The sequence below is a fragment of the Ruania alkalisoli genome, assembly GCF_014960965.1.
In the GTDB taxonomy this organism is placed as follows: Bacteria; Actinomycetota; Actinomycetes; order Actinomycetales; family Beutenbergiaceae; genus Ruania; species Ruania alkalisoli.
This window is the reverse complement of record NZ_CP063169.1, coordinates 2,373,969-2,397,537: the sequence shown is the minus strand read 5'-3', so window position 1 is coordinate 2,397,537 and position 23,569 is coordinate 2,373,969. Positions and strand designations below refer to the sequence as shown.

Here is a 23,569-nt window from a genome sequence, read left to right as displayed (position 1 = left end):
GAGGTGGCCGGTCAGTGGCGACCGCGGCCGGGGTGCTGGTCGTCGTAGAGCCGGTAGGGCTCGGCTAGTGCAGCGAAGGCCTCAAGTTCGGAGTCCCAGCCGGCGACGATCTCGTCCGGAGCGACACCTGCTTCGAGCTGCGCACGCACGTCCTTGGTTCCGGAGAGCAGGTCGATCCAGCACCGGTCCTCCGGGGTCCGGCAGCCCTCGCCCTCACGCCAGTCGACCTCGTCGATGTGGGTGAACAGGGCGTCGAGGACGTGCACGCCCACCCGCAGTGGTTCATACGCCGCTGGATCCGTCACGTGCACCTCGAGACCACCTGAGAACTGCCCAGCATGCTTGCTCGACGATGGCGTCGCGGACGCCGGCCGGAAGGTGACGCCCTCCAGACCCCGTGCGTTGAGATCCTCTGCCAGCGCCCACGACTCCGTCTCGTCGATGAACGGAGCACCGAACCAGAGAAACGGCTTGGTCGTGCCGCGCCCCTCAGAGACGTTGATCGATTCGATCAATCCGATGCCGGGATAGACCAGCGCCGTCTCCCGGGTGGGGATGTTGGGCGAGGGCAGCACCCACGGCATGTCCCAGTCGGCGACGATCTCGCCCGGGTCGTAGCCCGACATCTGTACGACCTCCAGGTCCGCAGGTGTCTGCAGCAACTCGCCGTTGAAGAACTGAGCGAGTTCGCCGACCGTCATGCCGTGCTGCAGGGGGATCTCCCGCAGGCCGACGAACGAGCTGAGTTCGGGATAGTCCAGGACGGGGCCATCCATCCGGTCGCCGAGCGGGTTGGGGCGGTCCAGGACGATGAACTGCTTGTCGTTCTCAGCCGCCGCTTCCATCGCGTAGAACATCGTCCAGATGTAGGTGTAGAACCGCGCGCCGATGTCCTGGATGTCGAAGAGGAGCACATCAACGTCCGCCAGCATCTCCGGTGACGGCTTCCGCGTGGGTCCGTACAACGAGTACACGGGCAGTCCGGTCCGCTCGTCGACGTAGCTCTCCACGTAAGCGCCCGCCGGGACACCGCCGCGGACGCCGTGTTCGGGACCATACAAGGCGGTGACGTCATAACCGCCCTCATCTTCACCGGCGATCAGGGCATCGACGATGTGAGTGAGGTCGGACGTCACCCCCGTGGGGTTGGTGATGATCCCCACACGCTGCCCCTCCAAGCGGTCGAGATCCTCGAGGAGGATCTCGACCCCGAGCTCGAGGGGGTCGTCAAGACCGGGCGGGGTATCAGGTCGCTCAGTTGGGCTTGCCGTGGCAAGAGCGCCCGTGAGTCCCAGGGCCAACGCAGCGCCGGCGGCTATTCCTCTCCAGTTGTGTCTACTCATCGTGGTTCCCTCTCCGCTGAGGTGGACGGTGTCAGTTGTCTGGTCCCGCGTGGTCGGGTGGTCCCGCGTGGTCGGGTGCGCCGGAATGTTCAGGTGGACCGGCGTGGTCGGGCGGCCCGGGGTAGTGGCGGCCGTACCCGATCGGGAGCAGCGTCTGGCTGCCGTCCACGGTGGGGACGTCCACCGGGAGCGCGCCGGAGGGGTTGATGTCACCAGCGATGGCTCGCACGACTGCGCCGTAGTTCACGACGTTGTAGCCGTAACTGTTCAGGACTGCGTCGGCGTCGGCGAACACGTTGATGTCGTAAGGGTTGCGTGCCGCGACGACGATCACTGGGGTACCGGTGGCGGCGAGTGCGGCCACCATCTGTTGCTGTGCTGCGTTGCTGCTCGCGTTGTAGGAGGTGAACACCACGGCATCGGCGCCGGATGCTGCGGCCACGGCGCGCTCCCGGTACGCCGGTGACGGCGAACTCCCGTTGTCGTACTCTTCGATGACGTCGAAGCCGCGATCAGCGAGCATCGGGCCCAACCGCTCCGGCCATGCAGAACCGGCACCGACGACGAGAACAGTGTCGGAGTCGACATCGAGGGGGAGGGCACGGTCCTCATTGCGCAGCAGCGTGATCGACCGGTTGGCGATCGTGGCGGCCGTGTTCAGGTGGTCGGCATTCCCGACGATGGAGTCAACCGCGCCAGGATCGGTGTACGGATCCTCCAGCACGCCCCGTTCGGCTTTCCACTCCAGAATGCGCGTGACCGACTCGTCAATCCGCTCTTCGGAGATGGCGCCGTTCGCGACCGCCTCCTGCACCCCGGCGATCGAGGCGTCCACGTCGGGAGAGTTGAGCAAGATGTCCGAGCCTGCCTGGATCGCCATCACGGACATCTCGGACTGCGACCAGTGGTCGGTCATCGCGGCCATGTCCAAGGCGTCGGTGGTGATGATCCCGTCGAAGCCCATCTCCTGACGCAGCAGCCCCGTGAGTACGTCGGGGGACAAGGTTCCCGGCAGGTTCGGGTCGATCGCCTCGACGATGATGTGGGCAGTCATGATCATGTCGACGCCCGCGTCGATCGCTGCCTGGAATGGTTGCAGGTGATCGTCGAGGGTGGCGCGGTCGTAGGTGACCACGGGCAGCCCGTAGTGCGAGTCGGTTTCGGTGTCCCCGTGACCGGGGAAGTGCTTTGCGGTGGCACCGATGTACTGCTGCATCCCGTTGATCTGGGCGGCGCCGAGCTCGCTGACGGCGTCGGTGTCCTCGCCCATGGAGCGGATGCCGATGACCGGATTGTCTGGGTTGGAGTTGAGATCGACGACCGGTGCGAAGTTCACGTTGACACCCATCGCCTGCAGTTCAGCGCCGAGGATCTCACCCTGCGCCTGTGCGAGATCAGTGTCGAAGGTGGCGCCCAGCGCCATATTGCCCGGCAACTGCGTGGCGGGTGGCCCGACCCGGGCGACGAGCCCGCCTTCCTGATCGATCGTCACAGCAAGCGGAATCCCGGGGCCTTCCTCGGCCAGCGCCGCATCCTGCAGGCTGTTCGAGAGCCCGGCAATCTGCTCGGGGTTGTTCGTGTTTCCCGACCAGGCGAAGTACAGCACCCCGCCGAGGTTGTACTTCTGCACCACTTCGGCGGGTGTGTCGACGCCGTATCGCGCCTGGTTGCTGGCGGCCATCGACGTGTCATGAGCGGACGAGCCATAGACGTGGGTCCACGTCATCTGGCCGATCTTCTCCTCCAAGGTCATCGACTCCACCATCACGGCGATGTCGTGCGCCGGTGCGTCGTGGGTGTCGGCAACGGCGGGGGCGACCCCGCCGAGAAGCAGTCCTGCGGCAAGCGCCAGGGCCGCTGGGCGCGCGCGGTGCACGCTGCTTGATTCCTTCACGAGAACCTCCAGTGTCGGACGGCGCGACGGTGCTGTCACCGTCGGGCATCGATGCCCGGTGCGCCCTCCATGGACGCTAGGAGTGGTTCACGTCACTGTCAAGAGTTCTTGCATCTGCGGCCAGGTCATGAAAATCCCTCTCAGGTGCACGTGAAGGACCGAGTGGAGCTCGGATGTCCGGGGGCTCCGGGAGAGCCCGAGCACATCTGAAGCTTGGATGCGTCTCACTGGAGCCGCGGGCGCTGTGGTGCGCCGTCAAGCGGTCGAGAGAACAGCCTTCGCGCGACTCAGGGTTGGGCAAGGCCGCGGCACCTCGTTGGGTGAAAGGCAACCAATGGTTGCTGAGTTCAGGATCGCGACGGCGACGGTGCGATCGACCTGGAGGGAGCGCTGAGGCAGTGCAACGAGAAACGACCCCTGACGCTGGACGACGCTAAAGTGCGTCTTCCCAGGTCAGGGGCCGTTCTCGATCACGACTGACGGAGGGTCACAACCCTCAGATCAGAGGTCGTAGGTCTGACTGGCTCACCCAACCTGACCTGCGGAAACACTGTGTCTCGCTGTGCTGGTGACACATCGGTGACACGAACGGTTCACGGATTCCTCGGTCACGTCGTGCCACGATGCAGCACCAACGGAGACTCAAGGTCGGTGGAGGAGGTTCCCCCTTGGGCCTTCCGCCCCTTCACGAACTAGGTGCGCACGCGGGGGCAGTCCCTGTTTTACTCACTCGGACTCTCTGCCGCGCGAGCGGCGCTGTGGAGCTCGCGTAGTGCCTGCTCCCAGGGAATCCGCTCCTGCTCAAGCTTCGCATCGCCCTCCTCGCGGAGGCGGTCCAACGCGTTGAGCTCGGTTGGCTGAAGCTCCAGTTTGGCGCGGGTCGGCTTGGGATCAGAAACCCAGAGATCGCGGTGGCTCAGCAGAGTTTGCTCGTCCATAAGGGCGCTGATGACCGTGGGTAGGTGGGTGCGCAACCGGTGAAGGATGGCGAAGCCGTGTGAATCGAGGTCGCCCCAGTAGATGACGCACCCACCTTGGACCCAGGGAAGGTTCCCAACCACGTCGACGGCGTATCCGTCGCCATGGAGAACAATGGCTCCGGGCCACTCGGGCATCGCCAACACGGATTCAAGATTCTCGAAGATGAACACGACGTCGGGCCGCAGATCGAGCGAGGCAAGCTGTGCTGGCGGGGCGGAAAAGTCGGAGATTCCTGAAGGCGCAAGGGTGGGGTCAAGGATCCTGACGCGCACCATGCGGTCAGCGTCGACGATGCCCAGCCCTGCTGAGCCGGTAGCCGCGCGGTGAAGGTCCGTCATGACGGACCGATGCGAGTTGAACCACTTGGTGTCGACACCGCGGATCGGTATCTGGCGAGGGCGAAGGCCTCGAACGGAGTTGGCGGCTAGCCAATCGACCGCTTGTACGACTTGCTCGAACCGTGGGGGCGCCCAGCGAAGAATCTCGACCGCATGGCGCCGGATCGCGGCGTCAAGCGCTTCGGAGAATCCAAGAGTTTCACGCAGCCTTGCTACACGCGAGCGCAGAACCTTCCAATCCCGGGCAGCGGTGCCTCCTGCGAAGCTCGCAACCGAGTTTACGTCCCGGAAGCGCAAGCGGACGGGCACCTGCTGTTGCCCAATGCTGCGCCACGTCCGTGGCTCCCAATCGAGGTCGGCACCGTCTGGAAGCGAAGTTTCCGACCACTTGCGGACCCACGTCTCGGCTGCCAGTTCGTCGGAGCGAACCTCTCGCTCCAGCGGCGGTTTGAGCGAGACGGAAAGGACAGGAGTGTTGGTGGGCTGAGTTGCCCACTGTGCGAGCTTGGAGGCGAGTTTTGCGCTCGCGATGCCGCGCGCCTCATCAACTCCGATCACGATGGCTCCGACCCGGGTTGGTCCCAGCGAATCTCGGAGACTTCGGACTTCCGTCTGGTCGGGTTCTCGATCGATGTCGCGGCTCCTACGTAGGGCTCGATCGTCTGCAGCAGTTTCTGCGGGGTTGCCAGAACCATCTGGAAGCCGAACTCAACAAAGATGTCCAAGGCCATCCTGGTGTATCGGGTGTCTGCCTTATCGAAGGCCTCATCGAGCACGATCGTGCCGTACAGGGGGTAGTCGTCATCTGCGTCGGCCAGCTGATAGCGGAGTGCGGCCGCCAGACAGAAGATGACCAACTTCTGCTGCTGACCACCTGACATGGCAGCACCCGAGTCGTAGGTGGCCTCGACACGGCCGCTGTCGTCGACCTCTTCGGCGAGGAAGGTCACATGCTGGCGGGTGTCGAGGCAGTGCTGGCGCCACACGCGGTCAGAATGCTCACTGGACCCCAGCTTCCTCATGATCTCGGCGAGGGTAGCGAAACGACGCTCAGCCGACTCCAAGTCGTCGTCGGTCCAGCTTCCTTCCGAGATGGCACGCAGATCGCCGATGAACCGTGTGACGGTGTCGGAGCGTCGGGTCTTGATCCGCAGGTTGAGGAATCGACCCTCGTCGAATGGAGAACGGCGCAGCGAGGTGTTGACCGGCCTGACGCGCTCTTCGATCTCCCGCGGTGCGGAGAGGATGTCGCTGACGAGCTCGCCGATCATGTCGCGTGACCGCTCCCGCAGCAGTCGCAGGAAGTTCGCCTCATGCTCGGGCAGGCCGTGAGCGATGATCGTGTCAAGCAACTCCAGGTAGTTGTCGCGATCATCGACCCCCGGGGTGAGCTCCGCGGACATAGCCGCTGCGGGCCAGCGCCCGTTGAACTGCGTGGCCAGCGAGACCAATTCCTCGCCCGCCTTCCTCTCATCCCGCAAGGCATCATCCCGCTCCTGGCCTAGGCGACGTGTGACCTGTTGCCCGATCTCGCCGATGACATCGCGCGTCACGTTGCGGCGCACGGAACGGAACCGCTCGTTCAGTGCCGCAGTAGTAGTCTCGTTCAACGCTGGGACAGTCCCTGAGGCCAGGTCGGCCTTGATTCTTCCGATGAGTCCTGCCAGTTCCTCTGCAGTGCTCTCCGAGCTCGACAGGCTGACTTGAGTTTGGACCCGATCGTCACCAGCAGCTTTGCGAGCGGCCCGGGCACGTTCCTCAGCCTGGATGGCTGCGATCAGATCGCTGTCGTCTCGGGTGAGGTCACTGAGCTGTTCCTGCAGGGTGCGGACTGCCTGGGTTGCTGACTGGTTGTCGAGATCGTGCCAATGACGACCACGGAGCGTCTCAAGGATGCCTCGGCGCTTCTGGGCTTCTCCCTGCGCCTCGGCGATTCGCTCGACGACACCAGCCGCGTCAGCGAGCTCGCTCGCCGCCGCGGTGAGTTGTCGGACAAGAGCTTCCAGCTTCGCCTCACGGTCTCCGAGCACCCAATGGCCGCGGTCGTCGATCGCCTGGCGGTCGTCCTTCTCGTAGCGGGTCCGCGAGGCTTTGACCTGTCCGTTGATGGTTACGGCCCGGACGTGGCTGTCAAGCAGGTCGGGTGAGTCGACGCAGGCGAAGTCATAGCGCTCGGAAAGTTGCCCGGAGAGCCACGCAGCGAAAGGTCCCGGACTGACCCGCACCCGGTTGACGAGCGAGTTGTCACTGCGGGCGGGACGCGGCGGGGGAGACTCTGCCGCCACCTCTTCGAATACCAATCGCCCTGGGATGCGGTGGGCGTCAACCCAGCGCCGAACCTGCCGGAGGTGTTCGGAACGAACGAGCAAGGTCAGCGCGAGGGGCCGAAGCACCCGTTCGATGGCACCGGTCCATGCCGAGTAGAAGGGGTCGACCTCAATCAGCTCGGCTGCGAAGGGGAGCGCCGTCGAGGGGACGGACAATTCTTCGGCGAGCATGGTACGGATGGATAGCAAGTGATCGGGGACCGTGCTGCCCGTTGACCGTAGCGATGTCACCGCGCGTTCGAGACGTCGGTGTTCCCGCCGAGCTTTCGAGAGACGTTCCAGTTGCTCGTGCGACGGTCCGGCGACGGTCGCGCCGTCTCCCAGCATCTCCTCGATGGCGCACATCAGCTCCGCGAACGTCGTCGCGTCCTCCGGTGCGCTCTCGATCCCTGCGTTCTCAAGATCGGTGGCAAACCTCTTCCAGCGGTTGCGCACGTCCTCGACGTTTTGCTCGGCTGCGCGAATGCGGTCGCGGAGGTGATTTGCCTGGTCGCCGCCGAGCTGCAGCGCCTGCTTGTTCGCCGCGTCCCAGGCTGTGTCGGCATCGAGGTAGGCCTGTTCGGCCTTCTCCGTCTCGATCCGCAGAACCACCAGACGCTCATTCAACTCATCAAGTTCAGCTGTTGCGAGGTCGAGACTCCGACGCCGCTGGTAGGGCTCCACCGCGTCGATCAGCAGTCGCGCCTCGGCGGCCGCGGCACGCGCGGCGTTATACCTCTCGGTATGGATCCGCAGCTTCAAGAGATGGTCTCGTTGTTGCCTCAGCTGGACCACCCGATCGTGAGCGTCCCTGAGCTCCCCGAACTGATCCACGGCCGTCTGAGCGAGATCGAAGGTCGCGGGACGCTCCAGCATGTAATCGCGGAAGAGCTGGTCCAAGCTGTCGAGGCTCTTCGCTGACTGGGTCTTGTGTAGTAGTTGAAGAGCAGTCTCGTTTGCAATGCCGAAGGTGGATCGCAGACGCGCATAGAACCGACCGTGACCGTGGTTGCTCGTGACGACCGCGTCTGGCCAGTTCTGCTGCGCCTTGCGTGTCTCCAGACCGGAACTCGCGAAGGGCTCAAGGTCACGCAGATCCACCGCGGACCGCTCAAGCATGCACAGATCGTTGATGTCGGCGGCAGCGGTTGCGGTGGAGCGGAGGAAGAACAGACGGCACAGTGAAAAGACCTGACCGGCACCGTCATCGAACCTCAACACAATGCCGCTCCAAGTGGCACGTGGCCGCAGGTAGGCGCTGACGATGCGGTCCTCGGTCTCATCGACAGTGCGGCTCCAGGCACCCCGGATGTACGTCAGCAGCGTCCGCTGGCTGTCACGGCTTCCCGGCCCCTGCGCGGCTTGATTGAGCCGCAACCACTTGTCAGGGGTGAGCACCGCTGCGATCGCGTCGAGCAGGGACGACTTGCCCGACCCCGACGGCCCGGTGATCAGGTGGCCCCGGCGCGCCACGGGAACACGATAGATCGCGCCATCGAAGGTGCCCCAGTTCGCCAGCTGCACCTCGACCAGCCGCCACTGCCCCATCGGGGCCCCGGCGGCATCAAGGAGGGTCCCGGTGCCGCTCACTGCTCACCTTCAGATGTGGCGGCCGATGTGGCACCCGCCGCGATGTTCTGGAACTGCTCGGTGAGAGCACGGACGCGGTCATGGTCGAGGATGAACTTGAGGACCGGGGAGATCTCGGCCCTGTCCTCCTCGACTACATGGATCACGCGGAAGCGGTTCGCCATGCGTCCCCACGCCCCGTTGAGATTGCCCCGGAATGTCTTCTCGTCACCAGTCCGGTAGACCATCAGCCGCTCGTAGACCTCGTCTTGGCCGACGATGACCCGACTCTCTCCGGGCGAGGCGAGCAACAACTGGCGGAGGACCAGAAGCATCGCCGTATCGAGGAAGTTGAGGCTCTCAGTTCGCATCGGGCTGGGGACATCGATCTCGGTCGTCCGCACCTTACGGGCGAACGCGAACTCATCAACTCGATCGATCACCAGGTCGAGGAACAGGTCGTGAAGCCGAGAGCGAATCGCATGCTCATCCGCGATCAGCGCTGCCCACAGAACCGGTCGGCGTTGACCAGAGAGGTACGGACCTCGGACGATCTCAAGAAGCGCACGGCGCGACTGCTCAGCAAGGGTGCCAAGATCCTCCGACCACAGTCGGCCTTCTGGGGCGACCAAATCCACGGTGCCCTCGGTCATGCGATCACCCCAGAGAAGGTGTGAACCGCTACGTCGGCTTCGCGAGCCACGCCGTCGGCGCCCAGCCAGTCAAGGTGCTCGGTATGCAGGGGATCTACCTTGCCGTACGTGGTCGCGAGTGACAGCAGCCCGACGATGCTGGCGAGCCCCTGGGTGGCGGGACGAAGGCCAAGCACCTCACCGACGGACACTGGGCTTCGTTGCGCGACCACGAGATTCACGTTGTCGATCAACTCGGTGAAGTCGATCTCGCTCTCCCGTGCGATGGCGGCCAGGGCGATCAGGTCCACGGTGCCGGCTTCGGCGTCTCCAAGGGCGGTGCCGGTGTCGTACTCGGTCGGATCGTGCACGTTGATCTCGCCCACGCTGGACAGGCGAAGCGAGGACAACTCGATGTCCTGACCGAATGCGGATGTCGGTCGCACCTGACGACTGGCGAGGACCGCCGCCGCCAGTGCTTCCTGAAGCGCGTCACGGAGCGCCCGGTCGCGCTGAAACTCTTGTGAGTACACGTAGCGTCGCAGCCCTCGGGCGAACTCGGTGAGTACGGCGTGCACTTCGCGGCTGTTGTGCTTTAGATCGTGCACCAGCGAACGAAGCGTTCGCCTCGCTTCTGGAGACAGCGTGCGAACGAAGTCCCGGTCCAGCACGGCTGACAGATCGCTATCCAGCGCCGATGAGCGCTCGGGATCTCGGATGAGCATCGAGAACGCGCTGAAGGTCTGTCCCTCATCCGACGACTCGATCAGGTCAACGCCCCGGAACACATCGTCAAGGACGCTGCTCTGAGCGTCGTCGACTTCGAGGATGCGAGCTCGAAGCTCGTGATTAAGCCGTTCGAAGCGTGACCGGACACCAGCGAAGTCGGCTGGTAGATCCTGAGCCTGGAGGAGGACCTCGTTGACCCGCTCTAGCGACGACCGGTTGTCGAGGACCTCGAAGTCCCCGGTCCTGATGCGGGCGATTTCCTCGTCGATGCGGTCGCGCTCAGCGTGCAGTGCTGCCAGCCGTCGGTCCGCCTCGGGATCGGTGTCGATCGCGAGTTGTCGAACCGCCTGGGCAAGACTCAACAGGCGGGACTGAGTGACCGTGGACCGTGGCTCATCGAGTTGGGCGAAGACCCGCAGAGCGACGTGCCCTTCGGAGGAGAGCTCCAGAGTCTCCCCGCGAATACCGACCGACGGACGTCGGACGATGAAGCCGTCCCTTCGCCAGGCGTCGCAGTAGGCGCGCGCCGTTTGCGGCAGTTCGAAGTGATCACGAAGGACTTCAAGATCGGCATCGATCAACTCGTACAGATCGTCCGCCGCCAGACGTGCGCCCGGCTTGCCGAGATGAGCCGCCAGCAGAGCTGCGGCAACGGCAGCATGATCCGCCCGGAGCAAGCGCAACGATGCATGCTCAGAGACCAAGCGCTGATACGCGAGAGCCGACGCCAAAGCGGACATGTCTTCAATCTTGGCATCGGAGTCCGACACTTATGGACTAACACACTGGATCGGGCCGAGACCGCAATGCGAGCGCAGCTCGGTGCTTTGGCCCGCCGGTCGCATGCCCCCACTGTCAGAGTCGATCGTCCTCACGCGGCGGATTGCATCCACGGATGGACGGCCCGTTCAACGTTCGTCCTTCGAGACACTGGGGTCTTCCTTCGAGACACTGGGGTCTCAAGGCGGGCGCTGCAAGACAGTGGGAGGCGGAGGTGCATAAGGGCGCCGGTGGAGCCTGACCGGCTTGTCGTGGGCGCGGTGCAATTGACAGGGACGTCTTCGCTGGGTGACGGCACGAATCGGGATTCGCGCAGACACTCGTAAAGACGCGGGGACGTCACCTCCACGGCTGCGGAGTTCCTTCCGGCCCAGCTATCCCTCAGATAGAAGCTCGGGCGGCCTTGACATCGTTTGGTGGACACCGGGCTACGGAGCAAGAGTCGACCTTCCGGGTCAGTTCGACGCCACGTCTGAATCGGCTGCTCCGAACTCCCTCGCTGCGTCGGATCTCGTCGGTAGAGTTGTCAGCGAGCCAGGAGGGTTCCACAGCCGGACGCTCCGACGCTGCCCCAATCGCGAGCTGAACGTCCACGCCAAATCGGGAGGATGTGACCGACCAGCCCAACGGACCGGAGGACGTTGTATGAGACTCATCTCCGCACGACTCCGGGGCGCCGGCCGACTCCTCGATACAACGATCAAGCTCGACCAGAAGCTCGTTGCCATTGTTGGACCAAACGAGGCAGGTAAGACGACGCTCCTCAAGGCACTTGCCTACGTGGACGCCTCCGACGCTCTGGCTCCAGCACAGCGGTCGCGCGCATCGACGGGCATCGCCGACTCCACTCCAGTCGTCAGCTTGCGCTACCTGGTCAGCGACGAGGTCCGCAAGGATCTTGCGGACCTCGAACTCGAGGAGGCACCAACCGAGTTCTTCGTCAGCCGTCGCGCCGACGGTGAAGGGCCTAGCTTTACGGTTAGGCCTGCACCTCGCAAATCCGAGGTAGCGCTGAAGCAACTGGCAGTCGACTTGAGTGACTCTCTGGCAGCGACCACCGTCCTAGAACCACTTCCCATTGACGCGGCCGAGGACGCGGAAGCACCCGAACCGCTTGACGGCGGACCGTTGCTCGATGAGCTTCGGTTGCTCCAGCAAGACCTTGACACGTACCTCGCCGCCCCGGTCGATGAACGAGAACCGATCGAGGCGTTGCGCCAACGAGCCGACGAGGACGTCGAAGCTCTGAAGGCATTCGCCGATACCGACTCTCTGCAGCGGCTGCTCCCTTCACTCGGAGCGTGGGTCGATCGTGACGACCCCACGGAGACGACTAAGGAAGAACTCTGGAACCGCACCCCAGACGTGGCGATGTTCACCGAGGCAGATCGAACGCTGGCTTCTACCTACACCCTCGATGACGGTCTGCTCGGCGACGTGCCGGCAGCGCTCGCAAACCTGACGCGGTTAGCCGGACTCGACTTGAACGCACTCGTCCAGGCCGTGCAGACCGGCCAGGTGTCCCGTAGGGACACCATCAAGAACAAGGCGAACATCACGCTCGCCAACTACTTCAAGAATGCATGGCAGCAGTCGGACCTGAAGGTCGAACTCAACGTCGAGAACAGCATCCTCCGGATCGGTCTTGTCGAAGATGGCGTACATGCATCGGTGTTCGACGAGCGAAGCGCCGGGCTTCGGATGTTCGTTGCTCTGACCTCCTTTCTCGCTGCACGAGACAGTGGACGCGCGACAATCCTCCTGATCGATGAGGCCGAGACCCGCCTGCACATCGACGCTCAGGCCGACCTCGTGCAGATGTTCGCCAAACAGGACAAAGCCGACAAGATCATCTACACCACGCACTCGCCGGGCTGTCTGCCCGCCGATCTTGGTGCCGGTATCCGCGCGGTCGTGCCCGACTCTGACGAGACGAGCCATGTGGAGAACAGCTTCTGGCGGCAAGGGGTCGGGGGATTTACCTCGCTGATGTTCGCTATGGGCGCCTCGGCCGCAGCGTTTACGCCCGCGCGCTGTGCGGTCATCGCCGAAGGCGCGACCGACATGATCGTGCTCCCGACCTTGATGCGCGCGGCGATCGGGGTAGACAGCCTGCCGTATCAGGTGGCGCCCGGACTGTCTGAGATGCCCAAGGACTCCTACCCGGAGCTTGACTTTCAAGCGGCCAAGGTTGCGTTCCTCGCCGACGGTGACGGCGGGGGAGAGAGACTCGCGGAGGCGATCGGTCGTGCCATACCGGAGGACCGGATCGTGGCGATCGGCGTCCATGGCATCGAGAACACCCTGGAACCAGACTTCTACCGAGACGCGTTCACCACGCTGCTTCGCGATCTCAACGCCAACGTCACCATCGGCGAACCACCAACCCTGCCTGATGCGACGGCCGCACCGTGGGCCACTGCGTTGGAGACCTGGGCCACGAGCCAGGGGTGGCGGGTACCGACCAAGCAGGAGATCGCGAACCACATCATCGAACTCGACGAGGTGCTGCTGAGCTCGCAGGGCGTCCTCGCGCTGAAGCAAGCGCATGCTGCGCTACTCGCCGCATTGGGGATCTCATCGTGACACACACAAATGACTCGATGACCTGGGTAACTGAAGAGACCGCGCTAGCCACCGGCAGGCGACTGACCTTCCCCGGCATCGGCCTGATGTTCATCGACGCCGACAACGTCAGCAGTGGGACCGGGTATGCCCGTTTTGTCCGCCAAGGCGTCGCCGCTCGAACCGAGGACTTGTCGGCCACGAAAGGCGACCCGGTTTGCGTCGCGAGCCAGCGACCGCTGAGCCTGGACGGAGCAGGCCGACACCCCAACGCGCGGCAGTTCAAGCATCCGGCGAGCCGCTCAGTCAGAGAGCTGGGTATCCAGTGAGGTCGCAAGCAGATCCACGAGGGGCGGTGTGGCGTCGATGGGACCCACACATCCACACGCCAGGTACCGCAATGAACAACCAGTTCGGGCAGGATGCTTGGGAGGCCTACCTCACACGCATAGAACAGGCAGAGCCGAAGATCGAGGCCCTCGGCGTAACGGACTACTGCAGTATCGACGAGTACGAGAAGGTGCACGAGTTCCACACGGCGGGCCGTCTTCCCGATGTGGGCCTTATCTTCCCGAACATCGAGCTGCGTCTACCGACTGCTACGAAGAACGACCACCCCGTCAACATCCACCTGCTCGTTTCACCAGAGGACCCCAATCACGTCGAAGAGGCACGACGATTCCTGCGAACGCTCAAGTTTTCGGCGGGACGGGAGTCGTACGTATGTGACCCGGCTGACTTGATCCGCCTTGGCAAAGCTCACGACTCGTCGATCAAGGATGATGATGCCGCACTGGCGGCCGGTACCAACCTCTTCAAGGTGTCGCTCGACAACCTCAAGCACTCGCTCGACGAGAGCGCCTGGGCACAACAGAACATCATCATCGGGGCGGCAGCCGGTAGTACCGACGGCACCTCCGGTGTTCGTGATGACGGCGGTTCGCTCGAAGCCGTTCGTGTTGAAATCGAGCGTCTGGCCCGCGTGATCTTTGCGAGTTCACCGGCGCAGCGCACGTTCTGGTTGGGCGAGGGCGTGTTGAGTGCCGACGAGCTGACCACGAGGTATGACGGGCGCAAGGTGTGCCTGCATGGCAGCGACGCCCACAAGCTCGACCGCGTGGGGAAACCGGATGGTGATCGCTACACGTGGATCAAGGGGGACGCGACTTTCGAGAGCCTTCGACAAGCCTGCCTCGAACCGAAGGAGCGGGCGATCGTTGGTGAGCAGCCGCAGAAGGGCGCACTCGACTACCGGGTCATCGAACGCATCGTGGTGTCCGATGCGGACTGGATGGCGACGCCTGAAATTGAGCTTGCTCCCGGACTGGTCGCGATCATCGGGGCCAGGGGATCTGGCAAGACCGCGCTGGCAGATCTCATCGCTGCCGGCGCCGGAGCCGCGAGCACCAACGAGTCCGACCAGACTTTCTTGCAGCGTGCTCGAAGGCATCTCGCCGGGAGTAAGGTCGAGCTGACGTGGGCTGACGGCGAGACCTCTGACACCGAGCTTCCGCCCAACTTCTCCTTCGATCACGACGTGCCGCGTGTCCAGTATCTATCGCAGCAATTCGTTGAACGCCTCTGCTCGTCCGAAGGAATCACCGATGAGCTGCTGGCCGAAATCGAGCGGGTCATCTTCGAGGCGCATCTCTACGAGGACCGGCTCGGGGCATCGAGCTTCCGCGAGCTTCTCGATCTGCGGGCGAGCCACGGACGCGACCTTCGGCGGTTCGCCCAGAACGAGATGGAGGACCTCGCGGAGCAGATCGAGACCGAACGCGTCGCGGGTGACGAACTGCCAGGTCTTAAGAAGGAGCAGGTGCGACTCACTGCCTTGCTAGCGGAGGACAAGCGAGCGCGTGGAGGTTTGGTCGTCGTCGGTGGCGAGGCCCGAGCCCAGCGCCTCGAAGCCGTTAACGGCGCAGTAGTGGCAAAACAGGCAGAGGTCGATGCCCTCAAGCGACGCGACAAGTCGCTCTCGGACCTGGCTGACGCCATCAAGGACGTCACCGATCGGCGGCTACCCGCGATCCGCGTAGAGCTGGAACGTGACTATGCAAGTGCAGGTCTGACCACAACCGAATGGCAGAATTTCAACCTTCGCTTCACCGGCGATCCTGCGTCGATCGTTGAGCAGCGCCTGACTGCGCTACGTCAGGCAACCGGTGAACTGGTCGGCCCCGCGCTTCCCAAGCCCACAAAACCAGCTCACGAACTGCCACCGTACGTCGCCGACGATGTCGATCTAGCGACCGGGACCCTGAATGTTCTCCGCGCCGAGGCGTGGCGACTCAGCGAGCTGATCGGGCTAGACGCCAACAAGCAGCGACAGCTGCAAACACTCAACGACAAGATCGCCAAGACGGAGGCGGCCCTGGTCTCCCTCAACGCGAGTATCAAGCAGGCGGAAGGCGCTTCCGATCGGGTGAAGGCACTGATGCTCAAGCGCAAGCACGCCTACGCGTCACTCTTCGACGGCTTTGCCCAGGAACAGGAGCAGCTGGAGGCGATGTATTCGCCTCTCAGGCAGATGCTCGGTGAAGAGTCGGGGACGCTCGGCAAGCTCACTTTCAGCGTCAAGCGAGTGGTCGACATCGAGGCGTGGGCGAAGCAGGGCGAAGCCTTGCTAGACCTGCGGACGGGAGAGTTCCGCGGTCATGGTGAGCTGCTCAACCAGGTGCGCGAGAAGCTGTTGCCTGCCTGGGAGTCGGGCGCCAGTGCCGAGGTAGCCGAGGCGATGGCGCGTTTCAGGGACGAGCACGACCAGCACTTCATCCAGCAAGCCAAGGCACCGCGAGCCGACAAGCAGGCCTTCCGTAAGTGGGCGGACGGGATTGCGTCGTGGCTCAACGACACCGCGCACATCTCGATCAAGTACGGCGTTCAGTACGACGGCGTGGAGATCGAGCAGCTATCACCGGGCACGCGAGGCATCGTCTTACTGCTGCTCTACCTTGCTGTCGACCGGTCGGACGATCGCCCCCTGATCGTTGACCAGCCCGAAGAGAACTTGGATCCGAAGTCGATCTTCGACGAGCTCGTCGGCCGGTTCGTCGAGACAAGACGGCGTCGGCAGATCATCATCGTGACCCACAACGCGAACCTAGTGGTCAACACGGATGCCGATCAGGTGATTGTTGCCAACGCCAGCGCCCACAGACCTGGAGCGCTACCGGAGATTACCTACACCACTGGGGGACTCGAGAATCCGACAATTCGGAACGAAGTTTGCGAGATCCTCGAAGGTGGCCAGCACGCGTTCGAGGAACGGGCCCGTCGACTGCGGATCCGCTTGGCGTGATCGGGAGGGCGTGCCCGAAGCCGGACGACACGGATCGGTTCTGTTCGTATGCGAACGCTATGAATGAGGCGTTCGCATGAGTCAAGGATTTTATTCCCGCCTGATGGCGACAACAGTCGGCGGGGAGCGGTACGCGCGGCCGGGATGGTCCCCACCGAGATGATGCATGGAGCTGCTGCACGGATTGGTCAAACCGAAGTCATCGGTTCATGCAGCACAGCAGACTCGTTGAACTCACCTCGACCAACCGCTGCCACGCGGTTGCTGCTCCGGGCACGGGCTAGCGCGGCGGCACCTGGGCGTACAGCCGGAACGCCCGGCGTTGCTCGTACGCAACATAGTCCGGGAGCCAACCCGGGTGCTCGACAGAGACGATGTGCCGCCAACTGTCGGGGTCAAGCCGGTCATCCAGTCCGTTCCGTAGCTGGTCTGGGTGAGTGGGGTTGCCCAGGTCGTCACGTCCTTGGGGCTGCGGAGGACGGCACCGTCTGGGGGCATGGGGAACTTGTCGGTGACGTTCTCGACGTTGGCGGCTACGTCGCCCTGGAGGTAGGCGAACCCTGTGGCCATGTCGTAGGTGACCTGCTCAGGTGTTTCGACGAACGGGGAGAAGGAGAGTTGGTCGGCGAAAGTGAACCCGACAAGGTAGGGCGACTCCTCCATTGTGAACTGGCCAATGACGACTCGTAGGTCCCCATTTGGGCGGCGCCCATTGAGCCAGACGTTCGCGGCCGCGATGTCGCCGACAGGCTCCTCGGGATGCAAGGGATCACCGACCGCGGGCTGGCTCTTGAGTGGGAAGCCGGTCCACTCACCGCGGTGGTCGCGGTGCACGATCTGCGGCGCGATGTCGGCGAAGAAACGGAGTACGGCCAGCATCGTGCCCGTCAGCTCCTTGCCCTCCATGTTCGCCTGGTACGCGGGCAGAAGAGCCTGCGTTCCCGGACGCAGCTCAGTGTGGGTGGCGGCAGGGATGGGGCGCCAGCAGCCGTAGGTCCGCATGCCGTGGGCGCCACCGATAAGGCCGTCCTCGCTCGGTGAGACCTCGAACATCAGGTGTTGGTCCACGTTGCGGGCGTACTTGACCGCGTTGATGAGCTCGGCTCCGGGTGTCGGCGTGGGCTTGAACAGCGCCAGATAGGTGACCTTGTCGCCGAGCCGTTCGGTGAGTAGGTCGTTGAGGTTCTGGACCCGGCTGAGCCAGTTGCGGGCGTGCACGCCGAGGTCACCGCCTCGGGCGGTTTCGGCGTAGTACGCGGCGACGTCCTTCTGGATGTCCTTCATGACCTGGCGCAGGCGTGGCTCTTCGGCCGACGTGATGGTTAGGGTTGCGGTGCTCATCATTCGTGTCTCCAGATCTTGGGCGGGCGCCCGAATGCTTCTATACCTCCACAGTCTGACGGAATCAGTTCGCCGCAGGAATCTGCAGATCAACCCGGAAATCTTGACCTTGGATCTGCGAGCCGGCGCCTTGCGACTTAAGCGAGAAGCGAGAAGGGGAGATAGCATTCTCGGGCTGAGTGAACCGCACTGGGATGGTCCTATAGACCGTCAAGTGCTATGAGGTCGTGGAAGACCTCGCGAGCGATGAAGCGTTTGAGGCAGCGCAGGATGTCCTTTTTTGACAGGCCTTCAGCGGCTCGGCGGGCGGCGTAGGACCGGGTGCGTTGATCGTATCGGAGCCGGCAGACGGCGATCATGTGCAGCGCTCGGTTCGCCTGTCGGTCCCCACCTCGGTGTAGGCGCATTCGGTGGGTCCTGCCCGAGGACACTGGGATGGGAGCGACTCCGCAGAGCCTGGCAAAGGCGGCTTCGGACTTGAGTCGGTCGATGTTCTGACCGGCAGTGATGAGCAGTTGAGCGGCGTGCTGGGTACCGATCGCGATCTTGCTCGTCAGCGTTGGCACCGCGCGCGCGACCAAGGCGTCGAGCTGGGTGTCGATCTCGCCGATCTCTGCCTCCAGTTCCAGCGCCCGGCGTGCAAGGGCGCGCAGCGCGAACTTGGCGGCGTGGAGTGGGTCATCCAGCTGTGCCAGGTCCGGGCGAAGACGCGCGCACACGGTTGCCTTGCCGCGTCCGCTGCGTGCGGTGATCTGCTCGCGCAGGACCGCCGGGGCGGTGATCAGGACGTCTTGGAGCTGTACCAGCGCCTGGGTGCGAGTCTTGATGGCCGACTCGCGCGTCAGACGCAAGACCCGGATGGACTCCACCAGACCTGTGGTCATTTTCGGACGAGCGCTGGCTTGGCCTGCGAGGACTTTGCGTGCTGCAGCCTCGGCGTCGATCGAATCGTCCTTGCCCAGCCGGGCGCGAGTGTGGGGGCGAGGTTGGTTGACCTCGATGACCTGCACACCGTGGGCGAGCAGGTACCTGGTCAGGCCCGCAGCGTAGGAGCCAGTCGATTCCACACCGACCCGAGCGATCTCACCGAGAGAGGTCAGCCACTCGAGCAACTCTCGGTATCCATGCTCGGTTGCCACGAATGCGCGGTCGGCGATCCTGCGACCTTGGGTATCGAGTGCGACGACGTGGTGGGCATCCTTGTGCGCATCCACGCCGGCGACCAGTCCTGCCGATTGCGGTGATTCAATGATCGCGGTCATGCTGGGGCGTCTCCTCCCTGAGGGTCGTTTGCCAGCCGGGAGGATGACCGCACCGGGCCGGGCGGACACAACAGTGACGGGACACCGCTGCTCGACAGGGTCCTATGAAGTCACATCCCCGCCCGGTCCGGACCCCTTCCGCACTGGTGAGCGATCCGGCGAAGGGAGCCGACGCATCCTAGGCAGGACACCACCGCTCGGGCGGGTCAGTTTGATGGCAGGTCAGGCACCTACACCGGATCGCTCACCCACATCTTCACTGTTCGGTGGAGACTCCTGAGCTTGGAAGCGAGGATGGAGTCATGGCGAGCAAGCAGGTTGCTGGTGGGCCGACGTCGCGTCGGTACAGCGAGGAGGAGAAGGCCGCGGCGGTGAGGATGGTGCGCACCCTTCGGGCCGAGTTGGGAACGTTTCAGGGGACGGTCAAGCGGGTCGCGGACCAGCTCGGGTATGGGGCGGAGTCGGTGTGCACCTGGGTCAAGCAGGCTGACATCGACGAGGGCCAGGCGCCGGGCGTGAGCAGCCAGGAGTCCGAGCGGATGAAGGCGTTGGAGCAGGAGAACCGCGAGCTGCGCCGGACCAACGAAATCCTTCGGAGGGCGGCCAGTTTCTTCGCGGCGGAGCTCGACCGCCCCTCGAAGAGATAGTCGCTTTTGTCGAGGCGAACAAGGACGACGTCGTCGCTGGTCGCCGGCTCGGAGTCGAGCCCATCTGCAAGGTACTGCAGATGGCTCCGAGCACGTATTACGCCGCCCGGAACCGCCCGCCCTCGGCCCGCGCCCTCCGGGACGCGGATCTGGGGCCGGCGCTACGCCAGCTGTGGGAGGAGAACTACCGCGTCTACGGGGCCCGGAAGCTGTGGAAGGCAGCCCGCCGGGCCGGCTACGACGTCGGCCGGGACCAGGTGGCGCGGCTGATGCGCGTCGAGGGCATCGCTGGGGTGGTGCGGACCAAACGGGTGCGCACCACCCGCCCGGGCCCGGTCGCGCCGAGGCATCCGGACCTGGTCAAACGCGACTTCACAGCGAGCGCGCCGAACCAGTTGTGGGTGACGGATCTGACGTTCGTGCCCACCTGGGCAGGTGTCGCCTACGTGTGCTTCATCATCGACGCATTCAGCCGGATGATCGTGGGTTGGCGGGTCGCAGCCCACATGCGTACCCAGATGGTTCTGGATGCGATCGAGATGGCCCGCTGGTCTCGCGGCACCCAGCTGACCGGCCTACGTTGTCACAGTGACGCGGGCAGTCAATTCACCAGTCTGCGCTACGGCGAGCGGCTCGCCGAGATCGGCGCGGTCCCCTCGATCGGGACCGTCGGCGACAGTTACGACAATGCCCTCGCTGAGACCGTGAACGGCTACTACAAGGCCGAGCTCATCCGCGGGCCCGCACGTGATGAGCGTGGCCCGTGGAAGAGCAGTCGAGGACGTCGAACTCGCGACCCTGGGCTGGGTGCACTGGCACAACACCGAACGCCTCCACGGCTACCTCGGCGACCTGCCCCCGGCCGAGTACGAACAGGCACACTATGCTGCCCAACGGACCGACCAACAACTGGTCGGAATCCAATAGGCCGAGTCTCCATCAGACCCAGTGCGGTTCACACGACCTCGGTCCAGCGCGGCAGTCTCCGTCTAGAGCAGCCGCCCGCTCGACGGTGGCTCACGGTCTGGCCGATACCCGAGTTCCAAAGTGCCAGCTCTCTGGCGTCGCGCAGGCCCGCTATCGAGGAGCCGGGTGATGTCACTGGTCTCGGTGGCGAGGGAGGCTTGACCCTGTTTGATGAGCTCGTGCGGTCCTTGACTGACAATGCTGGTGACGGGGCCGGGCACTGCCGCCACCGCGCGGCCGAGCAGGTGGGCGCGGGAGGCGACGTACAGAGCGCCGGACCGCGGAGCGGCTTCGGGCACTACGGTCGCACCCGAGGTCGCGGCGAGAAGGCGTCCGCGAGCGAGGAACCGCTGACGGGCCGGCACCGTGCCCGGAGGCAGCTCGCTCACCAGCAGTCCGACATCACCGATCTGCTCCAACATGTCACGGTGGGCCGATGGGTAGGCCCGGTCGACGCCACACGCGAGCACCGCGACCGTGTGCCCGCCTTGGGGCAGCGTGCCGCGGTGAGCGGCACCGTCAATCCCGAAACCGCCACCGGAGATGATCACACGCTCATCGTCGGCCAGATTCGCGGCCAGGTCACTGGTGATCTCCAGGCCGTAGGCGGTGGCCGAGCGTGCTCCGGTGATGGTGACCCGCTCACGCAGGGGTGAGCGCAGCAGAGAGGTCGCGCCGCGTGTCCACAAGACGTACGGGGCGAGGACGCCAAGGTCGTTGAGGCCGGTGGGCCAATGGTCGTCGGAGGGAATCAAGGTGCCGATGCCGCGCTGGGCGGGCGCGGCGACCCTCTCGAACAGGTCTGCGGTCAGGTTCACCCGCAAGTGCTCGCGCCACAGCATCGCGTCCGCACGCTCCAGATCGGGGATCGGGTCGTCAGACTCGACCAGCCGCAGCGTTTCCACGCCACCGAACCGAGCCAGAACGTGTCCGGTCACCGAGTCGTCCGGCTCCGCGATCATCGACAACACCATGCGAGCCATCCGCTCGCCTGCCACCTGCTCGGCCATCGTCGCCATGATCGATTCCTCTCGCTCGGAAGATTCACCGATCAGGTGCGCTCAGGTCAGCCGTCTACGAGGGTTCCAGCTGTCCGTGCTCAGGCGTATGGTGAAAGCAAGGCGACTTCTTCTAAGGTTCGCCACCGCGCCCGACGTGGTGGCACGACCGTCCGGCTCGCTGGGCAGTCCTTCAAGGTTCTCTGTCGCCAGACCCGAGAGAGGACTGCCGTCATGCTTCGACTCATCTGGACCGCCAGCGAACACGCCCGGTACTACCTGCGCTTCTACATGCCCACCAACATCGCGCTCGATCTGATCCGCACCCGCCGGGGTTTGAAGTGGGGCGTCCCCGCGATGCTCCTGGCCGTGCCGTACTTGTACGCCGCGAGCGTCTGCACAACGATCATCCGTGAAGGTGGGCCGGGTTGGCTCAACGTCCTCGTGCTGCTATTCATCTGGAACGCGATGAAGTTCGCCATCATGGGGCCGGTCAGTCTCGTGTTGCTGGTGCGCGTTCGTCTGCACGAGTTCAAGGAGCGTCGCGCTGCCTCTCGCTACGCCCCGATGGTCACCGCGTAGGCCCGACACGTAACGGGCGCTACGTCAGAATGACCGCTCGTCGCCGCTCTGCCGCCCTTTGTCGAGCCACACAATCTCGTCACGGCGCATCACATCGACAGGCACAGGGGAACCCTTCGTTGGTCGCGCTCGGAGCCTCACCCGCCGGGCGAGTCGGCGCTCCAAGCGGCTTGGGGGCTGTCGACGGCGCGGAGTCTCCATCGGAGCTGCCTTCTCAGAGTGCGGGCGCGGGTCGGATGGGATTGTTCCGTGGTCCCGGCCGCGGTGCAGCAACGTCGGCATCTTGGCCGATCCTCTTGACCGACTCCTACTCGCGCGGGTGCATAGCCGACTCGACCACGGCGGCCACCAACCCGGCGAGCGGGTAGCGGCTATCTCGCGGCACCTGCTCCACCGCGCACAGAGCCTTGGCACCGTCTCCACTCAGCCATGAGGCGAGACCCAACAGGGAGGCGGGAGCGGAGCGCACCTCGTCGGGAGCCCTCCGAGTCAGGTTGGTCCACAGGGAGACGTGTGAGCCCGCGTTGTCGGTTGTCATGTCGTCCCACAGTCGGTCACGAATCGGGATCGTCTCGACGGCGACGAGCAGCCGAGCCGCGTCACGATCAGACAGCGGTCGACTGTCGGCGTGGAACTTCTTGAGCCGCCCGACAGCCCACTTGGCCTCGGCGCGTGGCGTCGTCGTCTCGGCGGCTTCCCGAGCCTCGGGCAAGAGCTCCGCGACGGGTTCCCGGTCGCCGACTAACGATGACGCCAACGACGCACGGCTGGCCGCAGGCCGCGGGCGGTCTGTCGGGGCCATCTCGGCAGCGACATACTCGCGCGCCGCTTCGGTCTGATGGCCGGACTCGCCCAGGTAGTAGTCATGCCACTCGGAGTCGTTCGCCCACAGCATGAGCGCGGTGTCGATGCCGATCGTGTCGAGTCGAGCGGCGAAGTCCTGGACGACTCGATCCGCTTCTTCGCGGTCCGCTGTGACGCAGACGATGCCCAGGCTGGCTCCTGGCCGGGCGTAGCGGCCGAGAGGGGAGCGGATGGCCTCCCAGGCCGCGTCGCGGCCTTTCGGAGTGGTCGGAAGGTCGATGCGAGCGATGGGTAGGGCGGCGCTCATCGGCACGAACACGACCGACTCCTCGGGCTTGAACCCGAGCAGGTGGGGGAGTGCCGCAGCCAGCTCGTCGGGGGAGTGAACGGAGAGCTTCATACCCCTAGGTGAGCCGCCCGGTCTGGCGATGTCCGCCGGTTCCGTAGACACACTGGTGACACACACCAACGAAAAACGGCGACTGACGCTGGAAGACGTCGAAAGACGTTTCCGCAGGTCAGCCGCCGTTT

At 64.4% G+C, this 23,569-nt stretch carries 14 protein-coding genes, 1 pseudogene and 1 other annotated feature; of the genes and pseudogenes, 5 read left to right on the top strand and 10 right to left on the bottom strand.

Annotation, left to right across the window (positions count from 1 at the left end; all coding sequences use genetic code 11):
* Positions 1–11 precede the first annotated feature (11 nt).
* From IM660_RS10670 to IM660_RS10645, 6 genes are all read right to left on the bottom strand, one after another.
* Positions 12–1,343, bottom strand: a complete 1,332-nt coding sequence (locus IM660_RS10670; RefSeq protein ID WP_193495382.1) for an exo-beta-N-acetylmuramidase NamZ family protein — start codon at positions 1,341–1,343, stop codon at positions 12–14.
* Between the two features lie 31 nt (positions 1,344–1,374).
* Positions 1,375–3,237, bottom strand: a complete 1,863-nt coding sequence (locus IM660_RS10665; protein WP_246464901.1) for a glycoside hydrolase family 3 protein — start codon at positions 3,235–3,237, stop codon at positions 1,375–1,377.
* Between the two features lie 722 nt (positions 3,238–3,959).
* Positions 3,960–5,114, bottom strand: coding sequence for a Wadjet anti-phage system protein JetD domain-containing protein (locus IM660_RS10660; RefSeq protein ID WP_246464900.1), 1,155 nt, complete (start codon positions 5,112–5,114; stop codon positions 3,960–3,962).
* Positions 5,111–8,452 (bottom strand): ATP-binding protein, encoded by a 3,342-nt coding sequence (locus IM660_RS10655; protein ID WP_246464899.1) that lies wholly within the window; start codon positions 8,450–8,452, stop codon positions 5,111–5,113. Before IM660_RS10655 ends, IM660_RS10660 begins: the two co-directional genes overlap by 4 nt.
* Positions 8,449–9,084 (bottom strand): DUF4194 domain-containing protein, encoded by a 636-nt coding sequence (locus IM660_RS10650; RefSeq protein ID WP_193495379.1) that lies wholly within the window; start codon positions 9,082–9,084, stop codon positions 8,449–8,451. The genes IM660_RS10655 and IM660_RS10650 overlap by 4 nt, the downstream gene beginning before the upstream one ends.
* Positions 9,081–10,532: a DUF3375 domain-containing protein gene (locus IM660_RS10645; protein WP_193495376.1), complete on the bottom strand. Its 1,452-nt coding sequence runs from the start codon at positions 10,530–10,532 to the stop codon at positions 9,081–9,083. The genes IM660_RS10650 and IM660_RS10645 overlap by 4 nt, the downstream gene beginning before the upstream one ends.
* Before the next feature lie 685 nt (positions 10,533–11,217).
* Here IM660_RS10645 and IM660_RS10640 point away from each other — a divergent pair.
* Genes IM660_RS10640 through IM660_RS10630 form a run of 3 tightly spaced genes read left to right on the top strand, consistent with a single transcriptional unit; the run spans position 11,218 to position 16,438 of the window.
* The gene (locus IM660_RS10640; protein WP_193495373.1) at positions 11,218–13,158 is read left to right on the top strand and encodes an AAA family ATPase; all 1,941 of its coding nucleotides are present in this window, start codon (positions 11,218–11,220) and stop codon (positions 13,156–13,158) included.
* Positions 13,159–13,175: 17 nt separating this feature from the next.
* Positions 13,176–13,466: a hypothetical protein gene (locus IM660_RS10635; RefSeq protein ID WP_193495370.1), complete on the top strand. Its 291-nt coding sequence runs from the start codon at positions 13,176–13,178 to the stop codon at positions 13,464–13,466.
* Positions 13,463–16,438, top strand: a complete 2,976-nt coding sequence (locus tag IM660_RS10630) for a TrlF family AAA-like ATPase (RefSeq protein WP_343071972.1) — start codon at positions 13,463–13,465, stop codon at positions 16,436–16,438. The genes IM660_RS10635 and IM660_RS10630 overlap by 4 nt, the downstream gene beginning before the upstream one ends.
* A gap of 234 nt (positions 16,439–16,672) precedes the next feature.
* Here IM660_RS10630 and IM660_RS10625 read toward each other — a convergent pair whose 3' ends face one another.
* On the bottom strand, positions 16,673–17,779 hold the full coding sequence (locus IM660_RS10625; RefSeq protein ID WP_193495366.1) for a hypothetical protein: 1,107 nt from the start codon (positions 17,777–17,779) through the stop codon (positions 16,673–16,675).
* 200 nt (positions 17,780–17,979) lie between these two features.
* On the bottom strand, positions 17,980–19,041 hold the full coding sequence (locus IM660_RS10620; RefSeq protein ID WP_193495363.1) for an IS110 family RNA-guided transposase: 1,062 nt from the start codon (positions 19,039–19,041) through the stop codon (positions 17,980–17,982).
* A 302-nt stretch (positions 19,042–19,343) separates the two neighbouring features.
* Here IM660_RS10620 and IM660_RS10615 point away from each other — a divergent pair.
* Positions 19,344–20,615: pseudogene (locus IM660_RS10615) on the top strand (IS3 family transposase).
* Positions 19,643–19,777 (top strand) — a sequence feature (AL1L pseudoknot). Its footprint overlaps the pseudogene before it by 135 nt.
* A gap of 62 nt (positions 20,616–20,677) precedes the next feature.
* On the opposite strand, the gene IM660_RS10610 reads toward IM660_RS10615, so the two are convergent.
* The gene (locus IM660_RS10610) at positions 20,678–21,673 is read right to left on the bottom strand and encodes a DNA-processing protein DprA (RefSeq protein ID WP_193495361.1); all 996 of its coding nucleotides are present in this window, start codon (positions 21,671–21,673) and stop codon (positions 20,678–20,680) included.
* Between the two features lie 213 nt (positions 21,674–21,886).
* Here IM660_RS10610 and IM660_RS10605 point away from each other — a divergent pair, with 213 nt between their 5' ends.
* Positions 21,887–22,234 carry a sulfate permease gene (locus IM660_RS10605; RefSeq protein WP_193495359.1) on the top strand — a complete coding sequence of 116 codons (348 nt, stop codon included), beginning with the start codon at positions 21,887–21,889 and terminating at the stop codon, positions 22,232–22,234.
* Positions 22,235–22,541: 307 nt separating this feature from the next.
* Here the strand turns inward: IM660_RS10605 and IM660_RS10600 are convergent, their stop codons facing one another.
* Positions 22,542–23,438, bottom strand: coding sequence for a DUF4192 domain-containing protein (locus IM660_RS10600; RefSeq protein WP_193495356.1), 897 nt, complete (start codon positions 23,436–23,438; stop codon positions 22,542–22,544).
* Positions 23,439–23,569: the final 131 nt, after the last annotated feature.

Coding starts and splice junctions, on each gene's coding strand:
- IM660_RS10670 (WP_193495382.1), bottom strand. CDS start 1,343: ATGAGTAGACACAACTGGAGAGGAATAGCCGCCGGCGCTGCGTTGGCC.
- IM660_RS10650 (WP_193495379.1), bottom strand. CDS start 9,084: ATGACCGAGGGCACCGTGGATTTGGTCGCCCCAGAAGGCCGACTGTGG.
- IM660_RS10645 (WP_193495376.1), bottom strand. CDS start 10,532: ATGTCCGCTTTGGCGTCGGCTCTCGCGTATCAGCGCTTGGTCTCTGAG.
- IM660_RS10640 (WP_193495373.1), top strand. CDS start 11,218: ATGAGACTCATCTCCGCACGACTCCGGGGCGCCGGCCGACTCCTCGAT.
- IM660_RS10635 (WP_193495370.1), top strand. CDS start 13,176: ATGACCTGGGTAACTGAAGAGACCGCGCTAGCCACCGGCAGGCGACTG.
- IM660_RS10625 (WP_193495366.1), bottom strand. CDS start 17,779: ATGAGCACCGCAACCCTAACCATCACGTCGGCCGAAGAGCCACGCCTG.
- IM660_RS10620 (WP_193495363.1), bottom strand. CDS start 19,041: ATGACCGCGATCATTGAATCACCGCAATCGGCAGGACTGGTCGCCGGC.
- IM660_RS10610 (WP_193495361.1), bottom strand. CDS start 21,673: ATGGCGACGATGGCCGAGCAGGTGGCAGGCGAGCGGATGGCTCGCATG.
- IM660_RS10605 (WP_193495359.1), top strand. CDS start 21,887: ATGCTTCGACTCATCTGGACCGCCAGCGAACACGCCCGGTACTACCTG.
- IM660_RS10600 (WP_193495356.1), bottom strand. CDS start 23,438: ATGAAGCTCTCCGTTCACTCCCCCGACGAGCTGGCTGCGGCACTCCCC.